General features: G+C 68.4%; 25 protein-coding genes. 3 read left to right on the forward strand and 22 right to left on the reverse strand.

Annotated elements, in window-relative coordinates:
• Positions 1-52: 52 nt before the first annotated feature.
• The 18 genes from ACWDY5_RS37260 to ACWDY5_RS37345 form a co-directional block, all read right to left on the reverse strand.
• Positions 53-820 (reverse strand): SprT-like domain-containing protein, encoded by a 768-nt coding sequence (locus ACWDY5_RS37260; RefSeq protein WP_449726837.1) that lies wholly within the window; start codon positions 818-820, stop codon positions 53-55.
• Between the two features lie 102 nt (positions 821-922).
• Positions 923-1567 (reverse strand): deoxynucleotide monophosphate kinase family protein, encoded by a 645-nt coding sequence (locus ACWDY5_RS37265; RefSeq protein ID WP_449726838.1) that lies wholly within the window; start codon positions 1565-1567, stop codon positions 923-925.
• Positions 1564-2334, reverse strand: a complete 771-nt coding sequence (locus ACWDY5_RS37270; protein WP_449726839.1) for a peptidoglycan recognition protein family protein — start codon at positions 2332-2334, stop codon at positions 1564-1566. Before ACWDY5_RS37270 ends, ACWDY5_RS37265 begins: the two co-directional genes overlap by 4 nt.
• A gap of 50 nt (positions 2335-2384) precedes the next feature.
• Positions 2385-2690, reverse strand: coding sequence for a hypothetical protein (locus ACWDY5_RS37275; protein WP_449726840.1), 306 nt, complete (start codon positions 2688-2690; stop codon positions 2385-2387).
• The gene (locus ACWDY5_RS37280; RefSeq protein WP_449726841.1) at positions 2683-3468 is read right to left on the reverse strand and encodes a hypothetical protein; all 786 of its coding nucleotides are present in this window, start codon (positions 3466-3468) and stop codon (positions 2683-2685) included. The genes ACWDY5_RS37275 and ACWDY5_RS37280 overlap by 8 nt, the downstream gene beginning before the upstream one ends.
• Positions 3461-4528: a hypothetical protein gene (locus ACWDY5_RS37285; protein WP_449726842.1), complete on the reverse strand. Its 1068-nt coding sequence runs from the start codon at positions 4526-4528 to the stop codon at positions 3461-3463. The genes ACWDY5_RS37280 and ACWDY5_RS37285 overlap by 8 nt, the downstream gene beginning before the upstream one ends.
• Entirely contained in the window at positions 4525-5631 is a 1107-nt protein-coding gene (locus ACWDY5_RS37290) for a hypothetical protein (RefSeq protein ID WP_449726843.1), read from the reverse strand. The genes ACWDY5_RS37285 and ACWDY5_RS37290 overlap by 4 nt, the downstream gene beginning before the upstream one ends.
• On the reverse strand, positions 5610-6482 hold the full coding sequence (locus ACWDY5_RS37295) for a hypothetical protein (RefSeq protein ID WP_449726844.1): 873 nt from the start codon (positions 6480-6482) through the stop codon (positions 5610-5612). The genes ACWDY5_RS37290 and ACWDY5_RS37295 overlap by 22 nt, the downstream gene beginning before the upstream one ends.
• A gap of 25 nt (positions 6483-6507) precedes the next feature.
• The gene (locus ACWDY5_RS37300; protein ID WP_449726845.1) at positions 6508-9078 is read right to left on the reverse strand and encodes a phage tail tape measure protein; all 2571 of its coding nucleotides are present in this window, start codon (positions 9076-9078) and stop codon (positions 6508-6510) included.
• Between the two features lie 160 nt (positions 9079-9238).
• Positions 9239-9538: a hypothetical protein gene (locus ACWDY5_RS37305; protein ID WP_449726846.1), complete on the reverse strand. Its 300-nt coding sequence runs from the start codon at positions 9536-9538 to the stop codon at positions 9239-9241.
• 20 nt (positions 9539-9558) lie between these two features.
• On the reverse strand, positions 9559-9954 hold the full coding sequence (locus tag ACWDY5_RS37310) for a hypothetical protein (protein ID WP_449726847.1): 396 nt from the start codon (positions 9952-9954) through the stop codon (positions 9559-9561).
• A gap of 42 nt (positions 9955-9996) precedes the next feature.
• Positions 9997-11052, reverse strand: coding sequence for a phage tail tube protein (locus ACWDY5_RS37315; RefSeq protein ID WP_449726861.1), 1056 nt, complete (start codon positions 11050-11052; stop codon positions 9997-9999).
• 6 nt (positions 11053-11058) lie between these two features.
• Positions 11059-11493, reverse strand: a complete 435-nt coding sequence (locus tag ACWDY5_RS37320; protein WP_449726848.1) for a hypothetical protein — start codon at positions 11491-11493, stop codon at positions 11059-11061.
• Between the two features lie 444 nt (positions 11494-11937).
• Positions 11938-13635, reverse strand: coding sequence for a phage major capsid protein (locus ACWDY5_RS37325; protein ID WP_449726849.1), 1698 nt, complete (start codon positions 13633-13635; stop codon positions 11938-11940).
• A 38-nt stretch (positions 13636-13673) separates the two neighbouring features.
• On the reverse strand, positions 13674-15008 hold the full coding sequence (locus ACWDY5_RS37330; RefSeq protein ID WP_449726850.1) for a phage portal protein: 1335 nt from the start codon (positions 15006-15008) through the stop codon (positions 13674-13676).
• 8 nt (positions 15009-15016) lie between these two features.
• Positions 15017-15244, reverse strand: a complete 228-nt coding sequence (locus ACWDY5_RS37335) for a hypothetical protein (RefSeq protein ID WP_449726851.1) — start codon at positions 15242-15244, stop codon at positions 15017-15019.
• Between the two features lie 8 nt (positions 15245-15252).
• Entirely contained in the window at positions 15253-16635 is a 1383-nt protein-coding gene (locus tag ACWDY5_RS37340; RefSeq protein WP_449726852.1) for a terminase large subunit domain-containing protein, read from the reverse strand.
• Between the two features lie 98 nt (positions 16636-16733).
• Positions 16734-17180 carry a phage terminase small subunit P27 family gene (locus ACWDY5_RS37345; protein ID WP_449726853.1) on the reverse strand — a complete coding sequence of 149 codons (447 nt, stop codon included), beginning with the start codon at positions 17178-17180 and terminating at the stop codon, positions 16734-16736.
• 107 nt (positions 17181-17287) lie between these two features.
• On the opposite strand from ACWDY5_RS37345, the gene ACWDY5_RS37350 reads away from it, so the two are divergent.
• The 3 genes from ACWDY5_RS37350 to ACWDY5_RS37360 all read left to right on the forward strand — a co-directional run bounded on the left by ACWDY5_RS37350 (position 17288) and on the right by ACWDY5_RS37360 (position 18959).
• On the forward strand, positions 17288-17812 hold the full coding sequence (locus tag ACWDY5_RS37350) for a GntR family transcriptional regulator (protein WP_449726854.1): 525 nt from the start codon (positions 17288-17290) through the stop codon (positions 17810-17812).
• 59 nt (positions 17813-17871) lie between these two features.
• Positions 17872-18315, forward strand: a complete 444-nt coding sequence (locus ACWDY5_RS37355) for a hypothetical protein (RefSeq protein ID WP_449726855.1) — start codon at positions 17872-17874, stop codon at positions 18313-18315.
• 125 nt (positions 18316-18440) lie between these two features.
• Complete coding sequence (locus ACWDY5_RS37360; protein WP_449726856.1) at positions 18441-18959, forward strand: GntR family transcriptional regulator; 519 nt, start codon at positions 18441-18443, stop codon at positions 18957-18959.
• 74 nt (positions 18960-19033) lie between these two features.
• On the opposite strand, the gene ACWDY5_RS37365 is transcribed toward ACWDY5_RS37360, so the two are convergent.
• The 4 genes from ACWDY5_RS37365 to ACWDY5_RS37380 form a co-directional block, all read right to left on the reverse strand.
• The gene (locus ACWDY5_RS37365; protein ID WP_449726857.1) at positions 19034-19621 is read right to left on the reverse strand and encodes a hypothetical protein; all 588 of its coding nucleotides are present in this window, start codon (positions 19619-19621) and stop codon (positions 19034-19036) included.
• Positions 19581-20111 (reverse strand): VUT family protein, encoded by a 531-nt coding sequence (locus tag ACWDY5_RS37370; RefSeq protein ID WP_449726858.1) that lies wholly within the window; start codon positions 20109-20111, stop codon positions 19581-19583. Before ACWDY5_RS37370 ends, ACWDY5_RS37365 begins: the two co-directional genes overlap by 41 nt.
• Positions 20112-20500: 389 nt before the next feature.
• Complete coding sequence (locus tag ACWDY5_RS37375) at positions 20501-20815, reverse strand: HNH endonuclease (RefSeq protein ID WP_449726859.1); 315 nt, start codon at positions 20813-20815, stop codon at positions 20501-20503.
• 265 nt (positions 20816-21080) lie between these two features.
• A partial coding sequence (locus ACWDY5_RS37380) for a recombinase family protein (RefSeq protein WP_449726860.1) occupies positions 21081-22948 on the reverse strand: 1868 nt, incomplete at its 5' end.

A 22948-nucleotide genomic window follows, 5' to 3' on the forward strand; every position in this document is an offset into this window, starting at 1 on the left:
GCAGCAGAACGCCGCCGGAACCCCGCGGGCTCCGGCGGCGTCGGCCAGGCGGTCAGGCCACGTTCTCGGCGGTCTCATCCTCATCGGGGTGGTAGAACCGCTGTTCGCACTTCCCGCACATGATCGGGGTCCGTAGCAAGCGAGCCCGGCTGATCGGGAAGCCGTCCGGATCAGGGCATCCGCACACCGCGTTGGGCCGTCTGCCTCCGCCCTTGCCGCCCCGGCTACCCCGGCCCCGGCGCTGCCCTTCGTCCCCCTCTTCGCCGCCGGACTCGCCGTCTCCCTCTCCAAGACCGATGGCGCGGAGCAAACGCAGGTCTGTCAGGCGGGCAAGGCGGGCAGCCTCCAGGGCGGCGATGGTGGCGGCGTAGCGCTCACAGGCCGACTCGGAGATGACCACCGCCGAGTACCCCTGCGTGGGGTGAGGCTTGACGCCCTCGGGCCACTCGCAGCCCAGCTCCGCAGCGATGGCGGCGAACTTGCGGTTGTGGCGGCCGTTGACGTTGGTGTCATCGACCTTGCGCACATGCGCCACCGCATGCGCCGCCTCATGGAGCAGAGTCTCCATGATCTTGTGCGCTGCCTCATCCAGCAGTTGGCCGCTGACGAACAACTCGGGCAGGGGGTCCGCCTGCGTGGCCTGGTCAGCATCGGTCGGGGTCTCCCACCGTCCGGCCCAGAAGTGCCCCCATTTGATCTTTCGGCCGCCGAGCCCCGAGCCGGTGACGATGACGACGCCGGGCAGTTCCGGGTGGTACCCCTGGATGTCCTGCCAAGCCTGCTCAAGTGCCTTGATGATCCGCGATCCGACCTTTGCCATCCCAGCCCCCTACGACAGTTACAGACATTATGTCCGTAATGTAGCACGGGGTGGTGTGCACACCACAACCCCCACGTTGGCGTGCACACCACAACCCAGTACTCAGCCAGCAAGCCTCTGACCAGCAGAACCGTCCGTACCGGCAGGGGTCCGCCGGTGCCCGCCGAACAGGCTGGCCCCTGCCCGCACCAGGTCGACCAGTCCCCGTGCTCGCCCGCCCAGCTCGGCCAGCGATCCCCGGTTGTCGATCTCCACATCAGTGGGGATCGCCGCGGACTGCCGCTCGGACTCGTGGGCGTCGGCGTCGATCCGGCCGACGTCCCGGCGCACCCGCACCAGCACCACGCCGAGCCGCCGGAGCGACTCCGCTTCGTTGGCAAACCGCACGTCAGTGATCACCGCGGGCGTTCCGGCGGCGCGCAGCTCGGCGATGCGGGCCACTGCCCGGTTCAGCCACACGTCCGGCCCGGCTAGCTCGCGCCCTACCTCGGTGCCTAGCCGTTGCAGGGTCCGCCGGACCTCCGGGACCCGGCGCTTGGCGTCTTCCCACCCGTAGCGGGCGAGCACGTCGAACAGGCGCACGGGCTCGCCGCCGGTCACGGTCACGATCGGGTCCAGCGCCAGCGCCAGCGCCCGGAGCGGGTCCGCCAGCGCGACGCGCACGTACCCGTGCGGGGCGAGCAGGGCCGCCAGGGTGTCTTTGCCTGCACCTGGCGGCCCCACCAAGCCGATACTCGGCAGGATCACGCCGCCATCCGGCGGGCCAGATCCTCACCGAGCCGGGCGGCAAGCTCCGCCTCGTTCACCCCGCCGACCTGGATGGCGTCGACCTTGCGCGCGATCTCGGCAACGGCACCCTCCACACGGGCCAGCCGGTCGTAGACCTCCCTGCGCAGCTCCGCGTACTGCGCACCGTCATGGTTCTGTCCGGCTACGCCCTTGCTGTTGCTGAGAACCCGGTCAAGCAACCGATCCCACTGCCACTGCGGCACATTCGCCAAATCGTCCCCCTGTGTAGTTCCCTTGATCCACGCGTTCACCGACGCGCGGAATCCGTTCATGTCGCCCGGCCACCCGTGCGGATCTGGCTTCCGCCCAACGGGTCGCGCGTATTCCTTGTGCGCAATGCACCGGTCGGCACCCAGCCCCACATGCCGCAGGATCGCGGCCACACCACGCGGGTAGCTCTCTCGCTGCTGCGCGGTCCAGTCCCCGCGCCCGGTCGATTCTGCTTCCACGCCAATGAGATAGTCGTTTCCCGCGTCGGTCGGGATGTTCGCGGCAACGCCCTTCCCGGCGTGGTAGGCCAGTCCGGCGGCGATGACGTACCAGGTTCCGTCGCGGCCGAGTCCGAGCTGTGCCAGCGGCCCCGGCAGGCCGGTCCGTCCATCCCGGACAACACCGAGCGACGGGTAGACACCGCCTGCCTCGGTTCCGGTGTGGTGGACCAGTACGCCGCGGACGGCGCGCATGGTGCCGTGTCCGCGGGTGCGCCAGCCGGGCACCTCGTGCACACGCAGTCCGGCCGCGCGGAGCACATCCGCCAGCCACGTCAACGAATAGGTCAGCGTTCCCCCTCGTGTCGTACTTCGACCGGTCGCCGGTCTCGGGACCACCGATCGTCATGCACCGCAACGGAAATCCGCAGACCCGTCACGTCCTCGGCCACGGCGTCCAGCCGGGTCGAGATCCCGTCCAGACGCGCACTCAGCGGCGCAAGCGCACTTTCCAGGCTGGTGACCGCGCCCGTGATCGCCGTCCCCTGTTCTGAGACCATGCGGCGCGACCGGCGCGCACTGAGGTAGGCCGGAACCGCGGCCACGGTCGTACCGGCCAGCGCGATCAGCGCGACCAAGATGGCATCACTCACTAGAACCCCTTGTCTGGTAGCCGAAATCGCGCGGCGGCAGGGGCCACACGCCGGGTTCGTTCGGCCACAGCGAGCGCTCCGGCCCGTCGGCCGAGTCCGCCAGGAACGCCGCGACAGCACCCGGGTCGATCTCCGTTCCCTCCGGCGAGGCCATGGGAAAAGCATTGCGGGGAGCCAGAAACACGTACTCCGGCTCCCTGAAGAAGACCGGGTACAGGTTGCTTTTGGGGTCGAACCAATCGAGCAGGCGGTTGGCCTGCTCACCGGTGAACACCCCGCCCGCGGTCAGGTCCTCGCGCGGGTAGGCAACGGCGTCGTGTGTTACCTGGCAACGGAACTGGATGTTGCCCTGCCTGAGTCGCGTCTGCTCCGTGGTCTCGCTCCACTGCTCCACCGGCATGCCGTGCAGCCACGCCACGGTCATCACATAGATATGGAACCCGGTGCTGGTGGACGGCGGCGCGAGGTCCCACACCCGGGATACGCGCTCGTGTCCGGACATGCCCGCGTGCAGTTGGATGCGGGCGCGCGCCGGGTGCATCACGTAGACCAGCCAGCGCGCCACCATCACCGGATACCGCGGGTTGACCAGCGCGGCGGAGTACATGTCACCGAAGCCGCCGTCGGTGCCTCTGCGTTCCCGGGCGTAGCTGGCGTCATTGGTCGTGAGCGCCTGCCGGTAGGTGAGCTGGCGGTCGCCGCGCTCCAACGCCGACAGCCGCCGGTCCACCCCGGCGAACTCGGAGCCCAGGCTCGGCGGCAGGATCGGGTTAGGCATCCTCGAACACCTCCACCGGTGCCACCGTGAGATCGGTGGCCTCGTCGCCGTTCGACTCGACGGAGACGGCGATTTCCGTTACACGCCAGTCACCCCGGATCGGCACCAGCCCTCCGCCACCGCTCACCGGCACCTGGTCGCCAAGGCTGATTGCGTCCAGCCCGATGACACCGGGATGTAGCCGTACCGTCGGCAGCACCACCGGCGCGGCTCCGACTCGTAGCCGCGCATCGGCCTTGGTCTTGAGGGTGTGGTACTCCTTGACGTCGCTGTAGCTGTCCACCTGGTCCAGCCGCGGATGCACGGTGGAGAACCGCTCAGCGCTTGCCCACACCTGGTCCGGTCCGTCGCCGGAACCCGTTGCCACAGCGAAGGTTCGCACGCTCTTACCGCCGACGGTCGCGCTGGTGATCTCGCAGTTGGTGCCCTCGGTGAGCGCGTACTCCCTGCGGCGGCCGGTGCGCGGGTAGTGCACCCGGAACGTGGTCACGATGTCGTCACCGTCCCAAGTGGACTCAAACGCGTGATCGAACCCACCGAGCACCGCGCCCAGTTCTTCGACCGCCTCGCCGACGGACTTACGTTCGCTGTCCTTGTACACGCGATCCCGGCGCACGCCGGTGGTCTCCGTGCCGTAGCGGATCATGCCCAGCAGCGAGCCTGGCCCGTAGGTTCCGGCGTGGCGCAGCAGGTTCCGCGCGATGTCGGCCTGGTCCACCTGGTTGTACTGCAACGTGGTCAGGATGGCGCGAAGCCGGTAGTACGACAGCCAGCCTTCGCACTGCATGGTGAGGGTGCCCGCGGCGTAGTCGGGATTGCCGTCCCAGTACAGCCCGGACCACACCATGCGGCCGGAGCGCTCGATATAGACCGCCGTGGCCGCCCCCGCAACGATGGTCTGTTCGGTCACAGTGGACACCCCGGGGTCCAGCGGGATAGTCAGTGACGCCGACCCCGGGGCGTTCAACGTGTTGGTGTAGCTCAGTTTTTCGGTCGGTAGCTCGCCGTGGATGTAGCCGGAGAGCACGTCTTGAAACAGCACCCGGTACGTGCCTGTCACCTCCCGAGGTAGTCGGCGTACAGCCACACCTGGTAGGTCGGCCGGACAAAGCCTGACGACGGTGTGAACGCTCCCCGCACGGTGATCGGGTTCAGGCTCTGGTCGTTGGTGACGACCCCGGTCCAGCTCACCGACTGGTGCAGAATCCCGGCACCTGCAAACCCCGAGCCCCGCAAGCGGGTGTCGGCCAGGTCCCGCGTGAGCCACGCGCCGGACGGCCAGTCGAGATAGATCTTCGACGATCCGGCGGTCCCTTCGTCGGAGTGCGCCTGCACAGTCAGCGCCCACCGCCCCGGGCGAGACAGGTACAGGGTGCCGCCGCTGGCCAGCTCGATCAGCCCGCCGTTGCGGCCCGGCGCGAACACGAGGTTGTCGACTTGGCTTTCGTTGATGCCGGGTCCCCACGCTCGCGAGCCGGAGAGCGCGTGCGAGGCCAGGGTGGCGTCGTCCGGTCCGAGCAGCCGCCAGGACTGCCCCGTGGTGGCCCAGGACTGCCCTGTGGTGGTCGACGTCCACACCGTGCCTGCCGGGGCCGTAGCGGGCCGTTCAGCACCCGCAAGCGTGACCCCGGCGAGAAGCTGCTGACCGTGGGACAGGCGCAGGTCCGCCAGCTCGATCGGGCGGCCGGACGCCGCAGAGTGCACCCACAGGTCGTAGAGCACCAGCGCCGCACCGGCCGCGGGCGGCACCGGGGACGCGGCAGGCTCGCCCTCCCGGACCGTGAGGTACCACGCCCCCGGCGTGCCCGCCTGCCCCGGCATGACCCGGGCCACCAAGCGGTCGATGCGATCGCGGGTGGCGTGCGGCGGCGTGACCGCCAGCGTGACCGGTCCGGCCGACTCCACCAGGTACACCCCGCCGGTGCCGTCGGCCGGTGCGGGCACGCTCGCCCGACCCGGGGTGACGGTCAGCGTGTAGTCGCTGCCCAGCGTCGCCGTCAGGTCCGCGGGCGCGACGCGTCCGGGGCGGTCACCGGCCAGCGCGGACAGCGCGCGACGGATCGGGTCAGCGTGATACTCCGCGCCGTCGAGCAGCAGCGGAGGCAGCGGCATTTTCTGTTCTGCCAACAGGTCCCCCTCGTTCAGATCCAGGCGGAGCGCCACTCCGCGGTCAGCTCCGGCTCGCCGCCGTCGGGCAGGCGCTCACCCCGAAACGCCAGCGCGGTTACGCCGGGCTCGGCGACCGGCCACCAGGTGTCACGCCCCGGTGTGACCCACCGCGGGGCGGCTCCGTTGAGCAGCACCTCCCGCGTCCCGGTGTCGATGTCCAGCCACTGCCCGGCCAGCAGCACGTACCGCAACGCCAGCTCGCCGCCGGTGGCCAGGTTGACGATCCGCGGCATGGCCACCGGTCCGGTCACCCTCAGCCGCGGGTAGGCCACGCCGTTGCCCGCGTTGTGCAGGCGCAGCACCCCGGGGTCCGGCGCGGACCCGAACGCCACCGGGAACGCCCGCGGGAACCGGATGCCGCTGCCCGGCTGGCCGGAGGGCAGGCGCGCACTGGCGTACTGCCGGTCCACGTCCAACAGGAACGGGTTCGGGCAGTACCACTCGACCGCGATCTCTGCCCGGTAGTGGGTGTAGGCGATGTCCAGCGGGCCGGACCGCTTGCGGACCTTGGCCAGTACGAACCGTGGCCCGCCACCGGCCACCCCGGGCAGGCGCAGCGACAGCGGCGCGAGCACGCCGGGGACGAGCGCGTCGGCGACCTGGTTTAGCACCTGCTCGAACTCGGCGCGGTCGGCCGCGGTGATCTCCACCGTGGCGGTGATGGTGCGCGGGCCGAGCCAGTCGGCCGCGGTGATCTCGCCGTGGCGGCCCAGCACGGCCCGGTCGGCGGTGCGCACCGGCGGCATGTCCAGCAGCCCGCCCAACTCGGTGAACGCCATCGGCGAGCCCGGCTCTCCGACGCGCAGACCGCAGTACTCCGCAGTCCACTCCGTCGCCAGGGCCACGGGCTCAGTCGGTGCGGTCAGTGGGTCACCTCCCCTGCGTGCGCAGAGACCACGCGATCTCGCGCCCGATCTCATGCGGGTCTGCGCCGGTGGCCACGTGCACCGTGATGTCGGTGCGGGCAGGCGGTGCGGCACCGGCCGCCGTCGACGGCCACCCCGACCAGGCAGCCGATGCCTCCGGGCCGCCAGCTGGCGCACGCGCGCCGACCTGAGCCGGTGCGACCTCCGGCCGCGGCGCGGTGATGGTCATGGAGTCGGTGATCCCGGCCGCCAGCGCGCCCGCTGCATCCAGCGCGGCCCGGCTGGTCTGGTCGATCCCCGCCGCGAGCCCGAGCGGCACCCATCGGCCGATCTCCAACATCACCCGCGACGGTGAGGCGATCCCCAGGGCGTCCCGCACCCAGTCGGGCATGATGCCCCTGAAGAAGTTGAAGATCTTGTTCTTGAGCCAGCTCACTCGCTCCTGGATGCCCTCCCAGAGCCCGGAAAGCAGATCGCGCCCCAAGTCCCACAGCAAGTTTCCGATGTCGCCGAGCCCGGACAGAATCCGTCCAGGAAGCCCGGACAGCCAGTCAAGGAGCGCGTTCATCCTGAGCAAGGCAGCCTCGCGAACCCGGCCGAACCACAGCAGCGCCTGCGTAGCCAACTCGGTGAGTCCGTCGAATACGCTCAGGACTTCGTCAATGCACCACTGCACGCCGTCGACAATCTTCTGGCCGACCCACTTGATCGTGCCCCAGACCGCATTCCAAGCATCCGAGGTCCACTGCTTCACGGTGTCCCAGTTGGACACGATCAGCGCAACCAGGCCGATCACCGCCGCGGTGATCCAGCCGACCGGCCCCATGGCCAGAATCCAGCCCGCTGCCATCTGCGCGCCGCGAACCAGGGCCGCCGCGCCCATGGCAACCCATCCGGCCACCACCGATGCCGCCGTTGCGGCCATGCTGCCAACCATGACCGCGGCAGAGCCGACCGCCCGCGCCGCCGTCAGCGCCCAGGCCCCGGCGACCGACGCGCCATGCATCACGGCGCTCCCTGCCATCAGCGCCCACGCGCCGACAACCCGGGCCGCCGTCAGCGCCCACGCACCGGCCGTCGTTGCGGCACCCCACACCGCGCGTGCCGCCACCATGGCCCACGCTCCTGCAACCTTCGCGCCTTCGAACACCGCGACGGCACCCATGGCAACGAACCTGGCAATGATCGTGGTGGTGACCCACGCGGTTTTCGTCGCGGCGGCAACGGCTTCGTACCGCGCGGTCACCCACGTGGCAACGAGTTTGGCGCGCGCAACGGTGGCCGCAACCCCCATCGACACCATGGCAGGCACGAACAGCGCGGTGATCGCACCGGCCACAATGGACAGCCACTCGTGGTTGTCCCCGAGCCAGGTTGCCAGCCCGGACAGGGCAGGGATCACGGTCCCCGTCAGCACCGAGCCCGCCACCCGCAGCGCTGGGCCGAGGTAGGTGGTCAGGAGCTGGGTCAGCCGCTCCACCGCCGGGATGACGTAGCTCCCCATGGCGGTGACGAACCCGTTTTGCAACTGGCGGATAAAGGTTTCCAGCTTCGATGCCGCCGAGCCGTGCAGGGCCTGCCCGGCGCGGTCGGCCGCTCCGGCTACCTGCCCCAGGGCGCTGACCGCGGTCGACGGGTCCAACTTGTACAGGGCCTGCTGAACGTCCTCGGACTTGGTTCCGAACAACTGCACAGCGGCGGTGCTGCGCTTCACCGGGTCCGGGATGGCGCGTAGCCGGTCCAGCACGACGTCCAATGCCTCTGCGGCCTTGGGGCCGCCCACAGCGAACGTCCGTGCCATCTGTGCCGCCGAGAGTCCCAGAGCTTTGAAGCCTTCGGCGGTGGACTTGGAACCGTCCTTGGACCTGATCGCAAATTCCTTGAGGGCGTCGGACACTACGTCGGCGTTGCGAGCGCCAGCTTGAAGCCCTTGTGAGATAAGGCCCATGGCCTGCTGACCGGACAAGCCAAGGTCACGGAACTGAGTCGGGTACTCCTCCAGTGAGTCCAGAAGATCACCGCTTTTGTTAGCGCCGAGCTGCATCCCACGGACGATCACGTCAAAGGCGGCATCGGCGTTGGGTGCCAGTCCGTTGCGCATCATCTGCGCGACAGCGTTGGTCACTCCACCAATGTCGACGTCGAACGTCTCGGCCACGGTCAGGGCCTTGCCGGTGATCTTCTCCAGTTCGGCCGTGCTGGTGACGCCGAGTCCGGTCATGCCCTGCGAAACGGTCTTGAGGGCGTTGGCGACTCCGCCGAAGCTCTCGCCGTATCCCTTGCCGTACATCGTTCCGGCGAGCTTGCCGTACTCCGCGGCCTGCTCCGCCGTCGCGCCAAGCTGTGCGCCCAGTTTCGCGCTGATCTTCGCCCGGTCCAGGCTTTCTGTGATGCTGGCTCCGATGCCGCCCGCGGCGAGCCCGGCGGCAGCGAACTTCGCCGCGCTCACCGCGGCCGAGCTTGCCGCTCCGCCGAGCTTGCCGACGAACCCCGCAATGCCACCCTCGGCCGTGCCGAGGCTGCGCATCAGGTCGTTGACGTCGCCCAGAATGCTGACCTGGATGGGTTTTGCCATGCCTCACCCCTTTCTCAGCGCATGACCGGAACGCGCCGCTCGCCGCCCGGATTGCCCTGCCGGGCTTTGAGATCGGCCGTCATGGCATCCACGAGCGCGCGGTACTCATCCAGGTGCAGCCCGCGGACATCGGCGAGCGTGAGGCCCCGGAAGTGGCCGATCAGGCGTGCATGGGTGACGGCGCGGGCGGCGCGGCCGGAGTGGGGACGGGCGCGGCCACGTCCCCGGCGGAAGGGTCCGGCGTCGGCGTCCCCGCCAGGTTGAGCTTGACGCTGGCCGCGTCGGCGAGCGTGGCCGCGGGGTTGGTGCGCCGCAGGACGACCAGGGCGACGGCCAACAGAAACTTGCCCTTGCGGGCACCGGGCTGGCCTACCGCGTCGATCGGAGCCTCAGTGACTTCCTCGATCGTGTCGATCTCACCCACGGTCAAATCATCCAGACGGATGTTCAAACCGGTCATGTTGTTACCCCCCACTGTGTTCAAGAGCCGATGTAGCGATCAATCAGGGCGCGCATGCGCGCCTCGAACAGCTCGGCGACCTGTTTGATGCGGGCCGCGGCGGCACGGATCAGGAACAAGTTTTCCGGGATATTGCGCGCTTTCCAGCCCCAATGGACGGGACCGGCGTACGGCACCACACGTGCGGAACCGGCCCGCACGATCGCGCCCTTGACGTTGGACGCCGGACGGATCGACGCCGCGAGGCTGCCCGAGCGCTCCGGTGCCTCCACCCGTGCGGGCGGCACCACCAGGTCCGCCGCGTCCTTGTGCGCTCCCTTCAGTTCCTGAGTGACGGCCTTGTCTTTCAGTTGCCGGATACTGCGGCGTAGCTCGCGGTGTCCCTCAACGGCGACCCGCCACGGCTCACCCGTCACACCGCCCGCCCTCCGATGTTGTGGTGTGCACACCAACCCCGCTCACGCGGCCCGGCTCCGGCCTGCCGGACGCGACTCACTGTCCGATGTGGACATGCCGAGTGCGCCCGCCGGGTCCAGATAGGTCACGGTCACCGTGTCGCCGGTGCCCGGGTCCAGAGCGCGGAAAGGCAAGGACATCTCCGTCAGGTCGTCCAGTGCCGCTTTCGGGCTCTCGCCGGTGAACTGGATGGCTGGCACCGAGATGTCGAATCGGGCGGCAGTGCCGTTGCCGGACTTCGTGATGCCGGTGTAGGAGATGCGCAGACCGAGAATGACTCCGGCTACGAACGCCTCGTACAGCGGCAGCGCAGCACGGTCGAACTCAAGCTCGAACTCACCCTCGTACTCCGGCAGCTCGGCGCGAACCTGCCTGCGCTTCAACGCATCCGCCTGCACGGACCGGCGGTCGGTCTTGAGACCACGCTGGCCCTTGAGAGACCACTGCTTCACGGGCACAAGGGTTTCGGTGCCGTTGCGGGTCAGGTAGACCGCGCCGCGTGTCCAGTCGTAGGCCACTGCCGCAGGCGGATCGGTGATCGGCAGAAACTCCGACTCGGTGACCGAGTGCGTCACCGTGCGGAAGTCAAAGGACGCCTTGAGAATGAGAGCTTCTTCAACCTCTTGGGTCAGCTCCCATTCAGTGACCGCACACCCGAGATGCCGGTAGGCCACCCTGCCGCCGTCGGCGAACGGCCGGATCATCTGCGCGGTCAAGCTGGCGTTGGTCGGCACCGGCGCGGTTCGGCACCGGATGGTGGCCGGTGCCCCGTCGGCACCGGGCGTGACCGTGGTGGCGTCGAAGGCCGCGGCCAGCAGCATCCCCGCACCGGAGTCGAGCACCGCGCACTCAATCTCACCCTCCCCGCCCATGTCGACAATGCGCCGCCGGTCGGCGCGGACCGTCTGTAGACCGGACCGGAAACCCTTGGCTTCCACAAACTCCCGGGTGGTCTTCCATGAGTCGGCCTGTCCTTCGTATCCCACGGTGGTGGTCGCGGACTGGCCGAACTGTGGCTCTGTACCAATGGAAATCGCGGCATCCAGTGCCAGCGTGATCGCCCCCTAGGACATCAGGTGTGCGCGAACGCGCACCACGTAGTCGATCTGCGCGGCCGAGCCCGCGGTGGTCTCGCCGTTGGTGACCGTGGCCCGGACCGGGCGCAGGTCGATCAGACCCGGCACCGTGGCAGGGTCGAACCCATCCAGCACCACGGCGTCGATCTCGGCGCGCAGGCCGTACACCGCGCGCTCTGCGCGTTGCGGGTCACCGGGCACCACGGCTACCGCCCGGACGGTTAACTCGGCCGTGAGCCTGCTCGGCTTGCGCCGACCGGCGACCATGGCCGTGGGCTCGATCGTGGGTTCGACGGTCTCGCCGAACCACACCGAGACGCGGCGAGCGTCTCTGCCCGGGTCGGCCCAGGTGACCTGTGCGCGAGAGCCGAACCGGCTGCGCAGCAACGCAAACAGCGCCTGTTTGGCGTCATAGATCACCACGCGGCCCCCTAGAACGGCGGCCGGTCGCGGTAGCGGTTGAGCACCGCGTTGCACTCCGGCAGGCTGGTCGGTCGCCACGCCCCGCCCGCCTGCGCCAGCGACGTAGTGCCGAACTCCGTGGTCATGGACAGCATGCGGTCTGGCACCCGTGAATGCAGGTCGACCAGCCACTGTCGAGCGATTGTCCTGACCGCCCAACGGATTGCCACCGGTGGCGGTTCGTCGATGGTCCATCGGCGTCCGGTGTAGGACTCGACCGCCTCGACAGCGAATCCCCGCGCCTGCAACAGGTCTGTATCCGGGAACAGCTCGGCGTCACCGATGCCGTCCAGGCGGCGCAGCTCAGGCAGAGTCGCGTACAGGTCCAGGGTCTTGCCTCCCTTGTGGAGGGACGGGCACGCCCCGGCACGGTCCTGTGGACCGCAACCGGGGCGTGCCTGGTGGCTACTTGCTCGCTGCGCCTGCACTGGCCGCGGGCAGCGTCAGCAGCGCCGACCCGGTGGTGTCGACCAGCACCGCGCCAGCCCTGCGGACGATCTTGAACGACGTCATGTCCTCAAGGAACTTGACTTCGGTACTGCGGGCGATCCGGTACCCGCCCGCGAACCTGACCGTGAAGCCCGACAGGTCTCCCAGGTACAGCACCGGTTCCGCGTGGTCGGTGAAGGCCGGATCGACGGCGACCGGCCGCCCCATCAGGGTCAGCGAAGACCCGTCCGTGGCCGACTTGAGCAGGTAGCGGCCCTCCGCGTCCTTCAACTTGCGGATACGGGCCACGGTCTTTCGACCCATGATCCACTGGGCGCGCTCGGCCTGCGCCGACGGCAGCAGGTAGTACAGGTCGATCACGGCATCGGTGATCGCGGTATCCCGCGCCGCCGTGCCGAGGGTGACCCGCATCTCCGGCGCGACGCCGGTGGTCGGCGAGAGCAGCGCCGCGGCGAAATCGCGGCCCATCTGGTCGGCCAGGTTCGGTGCCATGTCACGGGACAGGAACCCCACCAGGTCAACGTAATCGTCCTGGATCAGCTCGTTCGTCACGTGCGAGACGTAGCCGTACTTGATCACCCCGAGCGGCACCGTGTCGGTGGTCGGATAGTTCTCCGGCAGCGGCTGACCCTCGGTCGGCCGAGCCGTCGGGCGGGTCGGCCGCACCCGCGGGTAATCGATGATCTCGCCTGCGGTGGTCTCCAGAACCGTTGCGCCATTGGCGATGTAGGTCGAGCGCTCCGCGATCATCTGAGTCAGGCGCGAGTGCAACGTGCGCGCGGGCACCGCCTTGCTAGCTTGCTTGTTCGCATCGTCCACCGTGATACCCATGGTGGCGCGGAACTCGGCCGCTTCCCCCTCGCGCAGTGCCCGCAGGACTGCGCCGTCATCCTGTGCTGCCCGCTCCGCGTAGCCGGGCGTGCGCATGGACTTGACCACCTCGCGCATCTGCGCGGCGTGCTGCTCGGCCTGCCGATCGGCGGCCGTATCCAGCTCGGCGAACCGCGAGTCCAGCCGGTCCAGGGCGGTCAGCAGGCGGTCAACGCGATCCGCCTGACCGTCGTCGGATGCCTGCTGTAGCTGGTGTTCCACATGTGCGCGTTCCTCGGCCACCGTCTCCGCGGTCTCCGTCAATGCGACCCCCCTGGGTGTAGTGCGTGCCGCGGTGAGACGGTCCGGAATGGACCGCTTGGCCACGGTGGTGTCTGGATAGGCGGGCCGCGTCACCGGCCCCAGTTCGTGCACGGTGAAGCGCCGCAGTGTCCTGATCAGCTCGCCGGACTTCTCGTCGCGGGTGTACTGCTGATCGGCATCGGCGTTGTCCACTGTGAACGCAAAGGACGAGCCGCGCAGTACGCCGCGCTCGACCAGCTCGGCGACGTCGCGCCCGGCGCTGGTGTCGGGTAGGTCAATCTCGTACCACCCGCCGCGCTCATCCTCACCGGTCCGCAGACCCGCGCCGGAGCGCGCCAGCACCGCTGAGTCGTTGTGGTTGTAGGTGGCGTAGAGATCCGCGCCGGACATGCTATCGGCTCCGGCCCCCCGGTCGATCCGCTCGCGAAACCCGCCAAGGTTCTCGCTGAGCTTGTCGAACACGTAGGCATAGCCCCGGATCGTCTTGCCACCCGAACTGCCGTCCCCCCGGTCGCGCACCTCAACGGGTAGCGCGTAATCCCGGCGTTCGGTTGTACTCAGCCGTCCCCCTCTCCGTTCTCCGGCGGCACCGCGCCGCCCTCCACGGGCTCGCCCTCGGCCACCTGGTCGCCGTCATCGGCAGGCGCAGGCGGTGAGGCCAGCGGCACCGGCCCCTCCGGCGTCAGCATCGCCAGATTCGTTGGCACCATGGCGAAATCGCCATACCCGGTGGCGTCCGGCGGCAGATCCTCAAGCGCCCGAACCTCGTTGATGGTGTAGACCCCGATTTGCAGCCCGGTCCGATACGCCTCAAGGCGCTCGGTCAGCGCGCCGCGGGTGAGCGCGTCCAGACTGAAGCGGACGAATGCTCCTGCCGCCCGCGCCCGCTCGCCGAGCAGGGTGGTTAGCGCTTCCTCGATCCGCTCAGCCCACGCGCGAACCGAGAACTGCACGAACGCCGAGGACTGCACCGCCAACCCGGAACCCCACGACGTGGAGCCGGAGGCATCGGCGATCAGGTGCGGCGGCACGCCGTAGATACGCGCGATGTCAGGGACCGCGAATTGCCTTGTCTGTAGGAACTGGGCTTCATCCGGCGCGATGCTGATCTTCTCGAACTTGGCGTCCTCGGTGAGGATCGCGAGCCCGTGGCGGTTGCCTCGGCCTCCGTGGATCGTGCGCCACGTCTGCCGCGCAGCTTTGAGACCTTGGGGCGTCATGGTTCCGGGCACGGAGATGACCGCGCCGGGTACCGCCCCGTTGGTGAAGAACTCGGCCCCGTAGGTCTCGGCCCCAATGGACAGCTCGAAGGTCCTTTTGGCTGCCTGCAACGGGCTCACGCCCTTGATCTGACCAGTGAGCGGCAGACCGACGATGTGCAGCACGTCCGCACGGTCGAGCGCACCGACCACCTGCACGCGCCCTTGATCGTCCCCGGTGGTCAACTGGTAGACCAGGCGGCGCACCCCGTTGCGCATCGGCACGTACATAGGTTCCACGGCCGCGGCGGGGATGACGTCCAGCGCGACCACCTCGCCGCCGGAGCGTGTCACCAGGATGTAGGCGTTACCGTCCAACAACAGTGAGGTCATGACCGTTGCTACGAAACGGATACGGCGGGTGTCCTCGTTCGGCTGGTCGATCCACTGTGGACGCGGGTAGGACTCGCGCCGCCCGCCGGTCCGGCGGTAGGTCTCCAACGGCGTCGTCGCCAGCGTGTGCGCCAGCAGGTTCACGCAGGCGTAGACCGCGGAGATGGTCAGCGCATCCCGTGCGGGCATCGGCCCGTCGCCGCCGTGCTCGCGGCCGGTCCAGCCGATCAGCTCGGCGTTGGTGGTCGCGTCGGCGGGCTCGACCGGCGCTGCCCGGCGCTCCGGGGCGAATGCGGACATGAACCCCATCAGCGGCCCCGTGCCCGCACGAGGCAGACCGCGCCCGCGACCAGCAGCGCCCCGCGGGTGAGCGGTCCGGCCGCCGGGTGCAGCTCGGCCGCGCCGTCGGCGAGCTGCCAGCCGCCCGCGAGCGCGACCAGCTCGGCGACGTACTCGCCTGCCCACGCGCGGACCCGCCTGGCCCACCCCGCGACCTGCGCCGCGAACTTCGGCATGGGCCTGTCGGTCTCGGTCATTGCCCCCCTCACCAGTCGTCATCAGGTTCGTCACGCCACGGGTCGCCATCGATCAGGAACCCGTCGGAGCGGCGCTGTGCGTCGCGGTAGAGCTGGGCGCGGTGCAGCGCCATGACCCACGCCACCGCCAGGTCGATATGCCTGCGGCTGGTCGGCGATTCCTTGGTGATCCGCTCGCCCCGGGAGTCCTGTTTGAGGACACAGTTGCCCAGGTGCCGGGCCAGCGCGGGTTGCCCGGAGTGCGACACCAGCCCGTCGACCACCGCGGCGTAGGCGGCCTGCGTCGCAGGCACCATGCGCGCCACGCTGTTCGGGAACTCGACCATGGGCAGGCCGTCATCACTGAGCATCTGGAGCTGCACGGAAAACCACGCCGGGTCCGCGGCGACTTCGCGCACCACGTAGCGGCGGCAGATCGTGCGCACCCGGTCCATGACCTCGGCCACCGGGGTCCGCCAGTGCGGGTCATCCCGCGGCGCTTCCCAGTGCCCAAGCACTTCGCTGTGCAGGTCGCTCAGCCGAACACCAACGATCGCGGTGGAATCGTTGCGCCACGCGGCATCCAGCCCAACCACGATCTCGTCACCATGCTGGAAGCGCTTGTGCGGGGCGGCAAGCGCCACCCATGCGTTGTGCGGCAGCCACGTTGAGCCGCCACGGACAAACTGGTTGAGCCGGTACATCCGCCAGTTCGCCTCTGGGGTGCGCCGGAAAGCCGACTCGAAGTCCTCCCGGTTCATGATCGACCACGACGGATTGCAGCGCTCCCACACCACCGGGTCGGAATGGTCGACATCCTCGCCAGGCTGAACTCCGTGCCACAGAAGGAAAAGCGACGGGTCGTCCACCTCGCCGGAGTTGATCCGGTGGCCGTAGTCGACCAGCTCGGCAAACGGCCCGTCCGGGTACGGCCCGGCGGTGGAGATCACGAGAAACAGCGGCTCGTTCCGCTGCGCGCTGCCCAAGGTGAGCGCGTCGAACAAGTCGCTTGTCTTGGCCTGCGCGTACTCGTCCATCACCACACACGTGGGGTTCAGTCCCTGCTGTAACCCCGCATCAGCCGAGACCGCGCGGAAGGTGCCGCCGGTGGTGTGGCAGGTGATCCGGTCCCGCAGGACCGTGCACATCTGCGACAGGATCGGCGACATGCGCACCATGCGCGACGCCTCGCCGAACAAGATCTTGGCTTGGTCGCGGGTGTTCGCCGCACAGATGACCTCCGGTGCGGAGTCCCGGGTGTCGGCGCAGAGGTGGTACAGCGCGATCGCCGCCGCTAGTTGGGTCTTGCCGTTCTTGCGGGCGACGCCGAGCACCACCGTTCGGTGCTGTCGCCGCCCGTCCGGCCGGATGCGGTATGCACGGTTGATGAAGTCGTTCTGCCATGGCAGCAAACGGAATCGCTGTCCGAGGTAGGAGCCGCCGAGCGTCAGGTGACTGATGAACCGGGCGACCCGCCGTCCCTCCGTGCGCAGACGGCATCACCCCCGGTTCAGTCGTCCAGGCCCCCGAGCAGGTCATCCAGCGTGGTCCGCTTGACCGTGTTCGCGGCGATCCCCAGACGTAGCCGGGCCTCAAGGGAGAGCCCAAGAACGGACTCGATCGCGCGCAACTCGCGCTCGGTGTTCTCGATATGCCGCAACGCCGGGTGCATGATCATCTGGCCGGTGGAGCCGACCGCGGTCAGGCCGTCGCGCTCCACCAGGGCGACCAGCGCGGCGCGGCGGTCATGCAGTTCGCAGTACCGCGCGATCACCCACCGGTCGGTCTGCGGGTGGTAGGCACCGTCTCCGGCCGCCCACACCGCCCGCCACACCTCGCGCCCGGCGTCGCCGAGCCCGGCGGGCACGCGCGGGGCGCGGCCGGTGTGGACAACGGGGGCGTCGGGGGTCGCACCGGAGCGGGGGTTGCCGGACGGGTTCGCCGCGGCGCGGGACATCGGTCACCCCCTCAAGTTGTGGTGTGCACACCAGCAAGGCGCGCAGTTCTCCCTGTGCCCCAACAGCCCAGCTTGCATAAACCGGTTTATGTAAGTAGCTTGGACGCATGCCGACTGCCACCCCACTACTGACCGAACTCCTCTCCGCCCGATCGATCCGCGCCACGCTCGCCCGCGACGGCGACAAGCTCAGCAACATCTGCCTCTACCTGTTGGGTGAGATCACACAGGACGCCGCCGGATACCGCGTCGGCGACAGGTTGCCCAGTGCGGCCGAACTGTGCGAGATGTGGGACTGCTCCAAAGGCACAGCTCAAAAGGCACTCGCGCGGCTCCAAGACGCGGGGGTGATCGAGGGGCAGCAGGGCCGCGGCAACTACGTGACCTTCGACGTGGGCGCGGTCGCTCACCACCGTGAGCGCCTGGTCGGGTTGCTGCGTGAAGCCATCCAGGCCGAGAGTGCCCGACTGCTCGACGCCCTTGACCGCAATGACCTTTCGGCGACCATGGACATTGCGTCGGGGAGCCTGCCAGCACTCGTTGAGGACTACGCCGCTGCCACGGTGAACGGTGACCTCAGCTTGGCGTGGCAGCACCGAGAGGCGTTCGACCGGGAACACCGCGAATCATGATCGGATCAGACCGCGCCTCAACGAACTCCGCGCCTGACAACCACAAGGGGGAACCACCCATGAACCGCTACCGCAAGCTCACTGGCACCGGACGGGTCAACCACACCAAGGTGAAGCCGATCGTTGCAGGCACGCTCTTGCTTGTGCTGCAAGGCCGTCGTGATCGCCCGACGAAGTTTCCGTTCGAGGGGACCATGGGCGAGTTCGGATGCACCGTAGAGACCGTTAACGCCGCCTGCGACATCCTCGCCGCACACGGCGCTTTGCTGGTGCCGCCAAACCGGTACTACCCGGACGCACACTTGCCGACCCGCGCGATGCTCCTGGCGTCCTTCACGGAGGCTCAGCGCGCGATCGTGGCTGCGATCGACCAGAGCGTGGACCGGATCACGGCCACCGCAAAGAGGATGATCCACGAGGATGTTGATCCCGCTGAGGTGGACGCGGTTGAAGCGGAGTACCGCGCCCACGGTGACGCACTCGCCGACACGCTGATGCCCTAGCCCGCAGAGCCCCTGCCCGCGCGCCTGGATGGCTTGACCGTCCAGGCGCGCAGCCATGTACGCCGATTCGGTTACACACCAACGATCCACTTGCATGGTCGAGACCATGCAAGTAGCTTCTTGGTATGGACACCAAGCGCCCCGACACCGCCCCCGACTGGACCATTCCCGCCGCGTACCTGCCCAAAGACAACACGATCCAGTCGCGCATCTTCCATGACCTGATCTTGGACATCTGTTACCAGGACAGCCGGTACAAGAAGGGCGACCGGGTGCCGAGCGCCACAGCGCTTGCTGCTGCCTACAGTTGCTCGAAGTACACCGCCCAGGACGTGCTGTCTCGGCTCAACGACCTCGGAGTAATCCAGGGCCAGCAAGGTCTAGGGACCTACGTCGTCTTCGATATGGATGACGTGATCGGGCATCGGGGACGGCTTATGGCGCACCTCCGCCATCGGATCGACAAAGCCCACATGGCCCTGTTCGACAACATCCGTCGCGGAGAGACCACGGCCACCCGACACTGCGCCCACAACGTGCTGCCTCTCGCCGTAGAGGACTATTGCGCAGTCGAGGAGGGCAACTACTTCCTCGTCTGGTGGCACCGCGACTTTCTCGACGCGGAACGCGACGCGGAGAACTGAACACCCGCTCTCCTGCTGCTGTGCGCGCCTGGAAGGTCGATCCGTCCGGGCGCGCAGCCATGTCCGGGGCGGCCCTACGCTGCCCAGCCTCGAAGGCGGGTCAGGTTCACATCCGGCGCGAACGCCAAGAACGTCCCGTCAGCGGAAGCGCACCCGAGCCCGGAGGCGTACCGCCAGCGGCGGCCGGAGTTGACGCGTCCCATGTGGACAGACAGCCCGCGGTCGAGCGTGTCGGCAGCCAGCCGCGCCGCCTGGTCGCCGAGTTTCCACGCGGTTGAGCCACCGATGAACAACACGTCCACCGCCGACCACGGCACGTCGGCCGCCGTCATCCCGTCCTGCGCGCCCAGCGCCGCCCGGTACCCGCGCTCGCGGATCGGCTCCAACCACGGAGCCGACCGGGCCAACGTCGCCGCGGCGTCGCCGACCACATCCGGCGCGGTCGCGAACAGGCACCGGTCGGCGTGCTCGGCGTGCCGATCCAGCCACCGAAGCCACCGCGCGTCCCCGGGATACCCACGGCCATAACAGCCGTTGTCGGCCGCCCACGTCACGCCGAGCAGCGGCGCGCGACCCTCCGCCGGAGTACACATCTGCCCCAACTCGCCAGCGGCCATGGCCTCACGGATGCGGGGACTTGAAGCGTTGCCGAGATACAGCACGCCACACCACCACCCCGAGCACGAACAGCCCGGTCACCCAGACCGCCTTGACCACGAACTGCCCGACGACGGTCGCCACGGTGAACGGCAACCCTGCGAACGCCACGAACGCGGCCGTGTCCACCAGCGCCCCGACGGCGTTGGAGCCGACCAGCGCTGGCAGCCAGCCGCGGGCACGCAGGCGCACGAACACCGCCAGGTCGACCAGCTCGCCGACCACGAACGCCGCCGCGCTCGCCGCAGCCAGGCCCGGCGCGAACAACGCCGTGACCCCGGCACCGACCGCGACCACCGCAACCACGGCGCGCGCCCCGGCAACCTCGTGCAGCACATCCCGCAGGGCGAGCGTCAGCCCCGCGCAGTACGTCCCCGCCGTCACGGTCAGCCCGAACCCGGCGGGGATTAATCCAAGATGCGCGGTGAGCGCGTTCGCGGCGACCAGCGCCAGCAGGAACGCACCCGCCGCGGCGGCGCTTCGCGCCCGTCCCACAGCAGCCCCCATATGTAAGGTGCCGCGCGCGCTCGCCCCGCCGACCGGATCGGGTGGACGGGTCTCCTTCGCGGTGAGCGCGCGCGGCCATGGAACCGGTCCGGCGGGGGAGCGCGTCCCCCTCGCGCTCGACCCCACCGGACCGGTGATGCAACCCGAACCGGCGTACAGCGCTCGGTTCCGGGCGGACTCAGCTCCGGTTCATCGGCGTTCGGCTCCCGTTCACGGGGCCGTTCTGTGGCGGATGACGCGGTGCTGAGAGTTGGTTCGCGCAGCTCGCGCCGCACGGGAAGATCAACAAAAATCGGCCCTGCACTCAGGGACCGTCCAGAGAGGGGGCGGGGTGGTCTGGCCACCCCGGCGGCCGGACTTTCGCCCCGCCCTCCCCGTCAGCGCCGCCGGTGCGCGCGCTCAACCGCCTCGCGGCTGGTCTTGTCGGCGTGGCACTCCATACAGAGCACCTGCACGTTGCCGGGCTCATCCCGGCCACCATCAGCAAGCGGCACCACGTGGTCGATCCGGATCACCAACGCGGGGTGCCACCCTCGGCAGGTCACACACGTCGCCCCGCCCGCCTGGTTGACGATCCGGCGGGCAGCTCGGCGCGCGGACTCGCGGCCCGGTTGCCGGGCACCACCGCAGGCAGCGCACCGAGATGAACCGGGGACCGCGGTACGGGGGCAGGTCAGGCAGGCTCGCCGCATCCCCACCCCCCAACCCGTGTAGGTCCGTCCACCTACTACACCCCCTGCTTGTCAACCATCGACCAGGGAGAACGCAGGGTCCGGCAGGACCGTGACCTAGCTGTGACCTACCGCGGGGGAGTGGGACAGGGGGCCGATGTAGAGATGCATAGTTGCCCCCTGTTCCTACTTTCTCTATAGAAACCAAAACCAAAATTTATATAGGTTCTGGGAGCGGCCCCAACTGTGCATCTCTACATCGGGGCCGCTCCCCGCGTCCGCCGCGTCAGGCGACCTTGCCGTGCTCAGACGGCGCGCCTGCCTTGCGCTTGCCCCGCCGCTTCGGCTTCCGGGTCTTGCCCCGCATGTCCGTCACCCGGTGCTGGCTGCGGAACGCCTTGGCGAACTCCGGCTCAGGCTCGCCTACGAACCAGAACGTGAGCCTGTCCGGCGTCGGCTTCGCCCCAAGACGAGGTGCCTTGCTGATCCACACCTTGTGGATCAGCAGTGCATACATCTCGCGTCGCTCGGTCAGTCCAGCGCTCTCCCAGTACTCGGCGACCGCTTCAACCTGGTTGATGAACCCGGTACCGAGTACCTTCGCCTCCGCCTTGAGCCGCGCACGCTCGGCGTGCAGGTGGCTGACGCGCTCGGTCGCCTGCCCGTGAAGGCGGTCGTACTTCTTCTCACCGTCCGGGCCGGAGAACATGACGCCCCGAAGCTTCTCGTTGTCGATCTTGTCGATATACGCCTGTTCGGTCGCTAGCTCGGCGTCGATCTCCTGAAACCGCAGGCTGAGCCCTGGGTTCTTGATCGCTTCCCACCGCTCGGCGAGCGCCAGCACCTTCGGGTCATTTGGGTCAAGCGTGGCGATGTGGCTGACAATGGCGTTGCCGATGAACTTGTGCACGGCATGTTCGACCATGCCCGAGCCGATACAGTCACCCCGGGCCGCTTTCCGCATACAGCGGTACTGCGCGGCCCTATTGGCTGCGGGAGTTTTCCAGTCCGGCGTAGATTCGGCACCACATTCGCGGCAGGCGGTGTATCCCATCGCTTCCGTGGATGCAGGTTGGCCGGTTCGCTGCGAGCGGCTTGCAGGGATGTTCCGCAGCTCTTGAGCGCGCTCCCAGTGCCCCACGCGGCCCCCCAGCAGTTCCCGCAGTTGCAACAGTTCGCCGAGCGATACGACACCCTCGCCGCAACGTACCTTTTCCCCGGTGGTCGGGTGGTGCCAAAAGTCGCCGTTGTGGGGCAGGTAACCGGCCAGTACGGGTGATGTGAGCATGGCGCGAACGGTGGACTCACTCCAGTGATTCGGGTACTTCATGGGCTTTTCCCGCAGGGCAGCGGCTTTCTCGGGTTCGCCGATGCGCTCCATTTTCGCGATGGCACGCTTCCTGCTGGCCCAAGAAGGTGTGTCAATCCCGCGGTCGTTCAAGCTGTCTGCGACCCAACCGGTCGATTTGTTACCGTAGAGGACGGCGAAAGCGTAGTTACGCTGAATCTGGGACTCAAACGGCTCAAGCAGGAGCTTCTTGGCCGACGTCACGACGTTGCCGTACGGACGCTTTCCGATCCAAATGCCCTGGTTTCGCAGGTGGCTTCTGGCATCCGAGTAGCGCCCGGAGGTGTCCTTCGAGGACCTTTGCGCGATGTGTGCAGCGAATGCGAGGCTCAGCTCCCAGTTTTCGTTAAGGGAGTCGATTCCGTCTTCAATTGAAACGAAACGGCATCCCGTCATGACGACAACACGGATGATCTCGGCAGCCTGCAAGATTCCCTGTCGCGTTGCGCGGTCGACCTTGACCACGATCAACAGGTTAGCGCGTTTGGCGTAAAGGTCTTCCATCCCCTTTTCCCAGTCATCCCGGTACACGCCCGGGATGAACGCGGACTTATCGACGTCGGCGTACACGGCGTGCTCACGCGCGCCCAGCGCCTGCATGCGGGCCAGGGTCTTCGGTTCCTGGCGTTCGATCGACGTTGACGAGTCCTTCAGGTCAGAGATCCGGTGGTACCGGATGGCGACCCACCCGCCCTCAGGCGTGGTGTCGGCGACAGACCCGTAGTGCATGGTGCTTCCCCCTTCCCCCGGTGACCAGCATAGTCGCTGGTCGCAGCGGGTGTGGTGTGGTTTTTTGACTTGCTCAC

Source organism: Crossiella sp. NPDC003009 (genome assembly GCF_053591555.1).

Excerpts from the sequence above, each read along its gene's own strand:
- ACWDY5_RS37260 (WP_449726837.1), bottom strand. The coding sequence starts at position 820 with ATGGCAAAGGTCGGATCGCGGATCATCAAGGCACTTGAGCAGGCTTGG.
- ACWDY5_RS37280 (WP_449726841.1), bottom strand. The coding sequence starts at position 3,468 with ATGCCTAACCCGATCCTGCCGCCGAGCCTGGGCTCCGAGTTCGCCGGG.
- ACWDY5_RS37300 (WP_449726845.1), bottom strand. The coding sequence starts at position 9,078 with ATGGCAAAACCCATCCAGGTCAGCATTCTGGGCGACGTCAACGACCTG.
- ACWDY5_RS37305 (WP_449726846.1), bottom strand. The coding sequence starts at position 9,538 with ATGACCGGTTTGAACATCCGTCTGGATGATTTGACCGTGGGTGAGATC.
- ACWDY5_RS37330 (WP_449726850.1), bottom strand. The coding sequence starts at position 15,008 with ATGTCCGCATTCGCCCCGGAGCGCCGGGCAGCGCCGGTCGAGCCCGCC.
- ACWDY5_RS37335 (WP_449726851.1), bottom strand. The coding sequence starts at position 15,244 with ATGACCGAGACCGACAGGCCCATGCCGAAGTTCGCGGCGCAGGTCGCG.
- ACWDY5_RS37345 (WP_449726853.1), bottom strand. The coding sequence starts at position 17,180 with ATGTCCCGCGCCGCGGCGAACCCGTCCGGCAACCCCCGCTCCGGTGCG.
- ACWDY5_RS37350 (WP_449726854.1), top strand. The coding sequence starts at position 17,288 with ATGCCGACTGCCACCCCACTACTGACCGAACTCCTCTCCGCCCGATCG.
- ACWDY5_RS37355 (WP_449726855.1), top strand. The coding sequence starts at position 17,872 with ATGAACCGCTACCGCAAGCTCACTGGCACCGGACGGGTCAACCACACC.
- ACWDY5_RS37360 (WP_449726856.1), top strand. The coding sequence starts at position 18,441 with ATGGACACCAAGCGCCCCGACACCGCCCCCGACTGGACCATTCCCGCC.
- ACWDY5_RS37375 (WP_449726859.1), bottom strand. The coding sequence starts at position 20,815 with ATGCGGCGAGCCTGCCTGACCTGCCCCCGTACCGCGGTCCCCGGTTCA.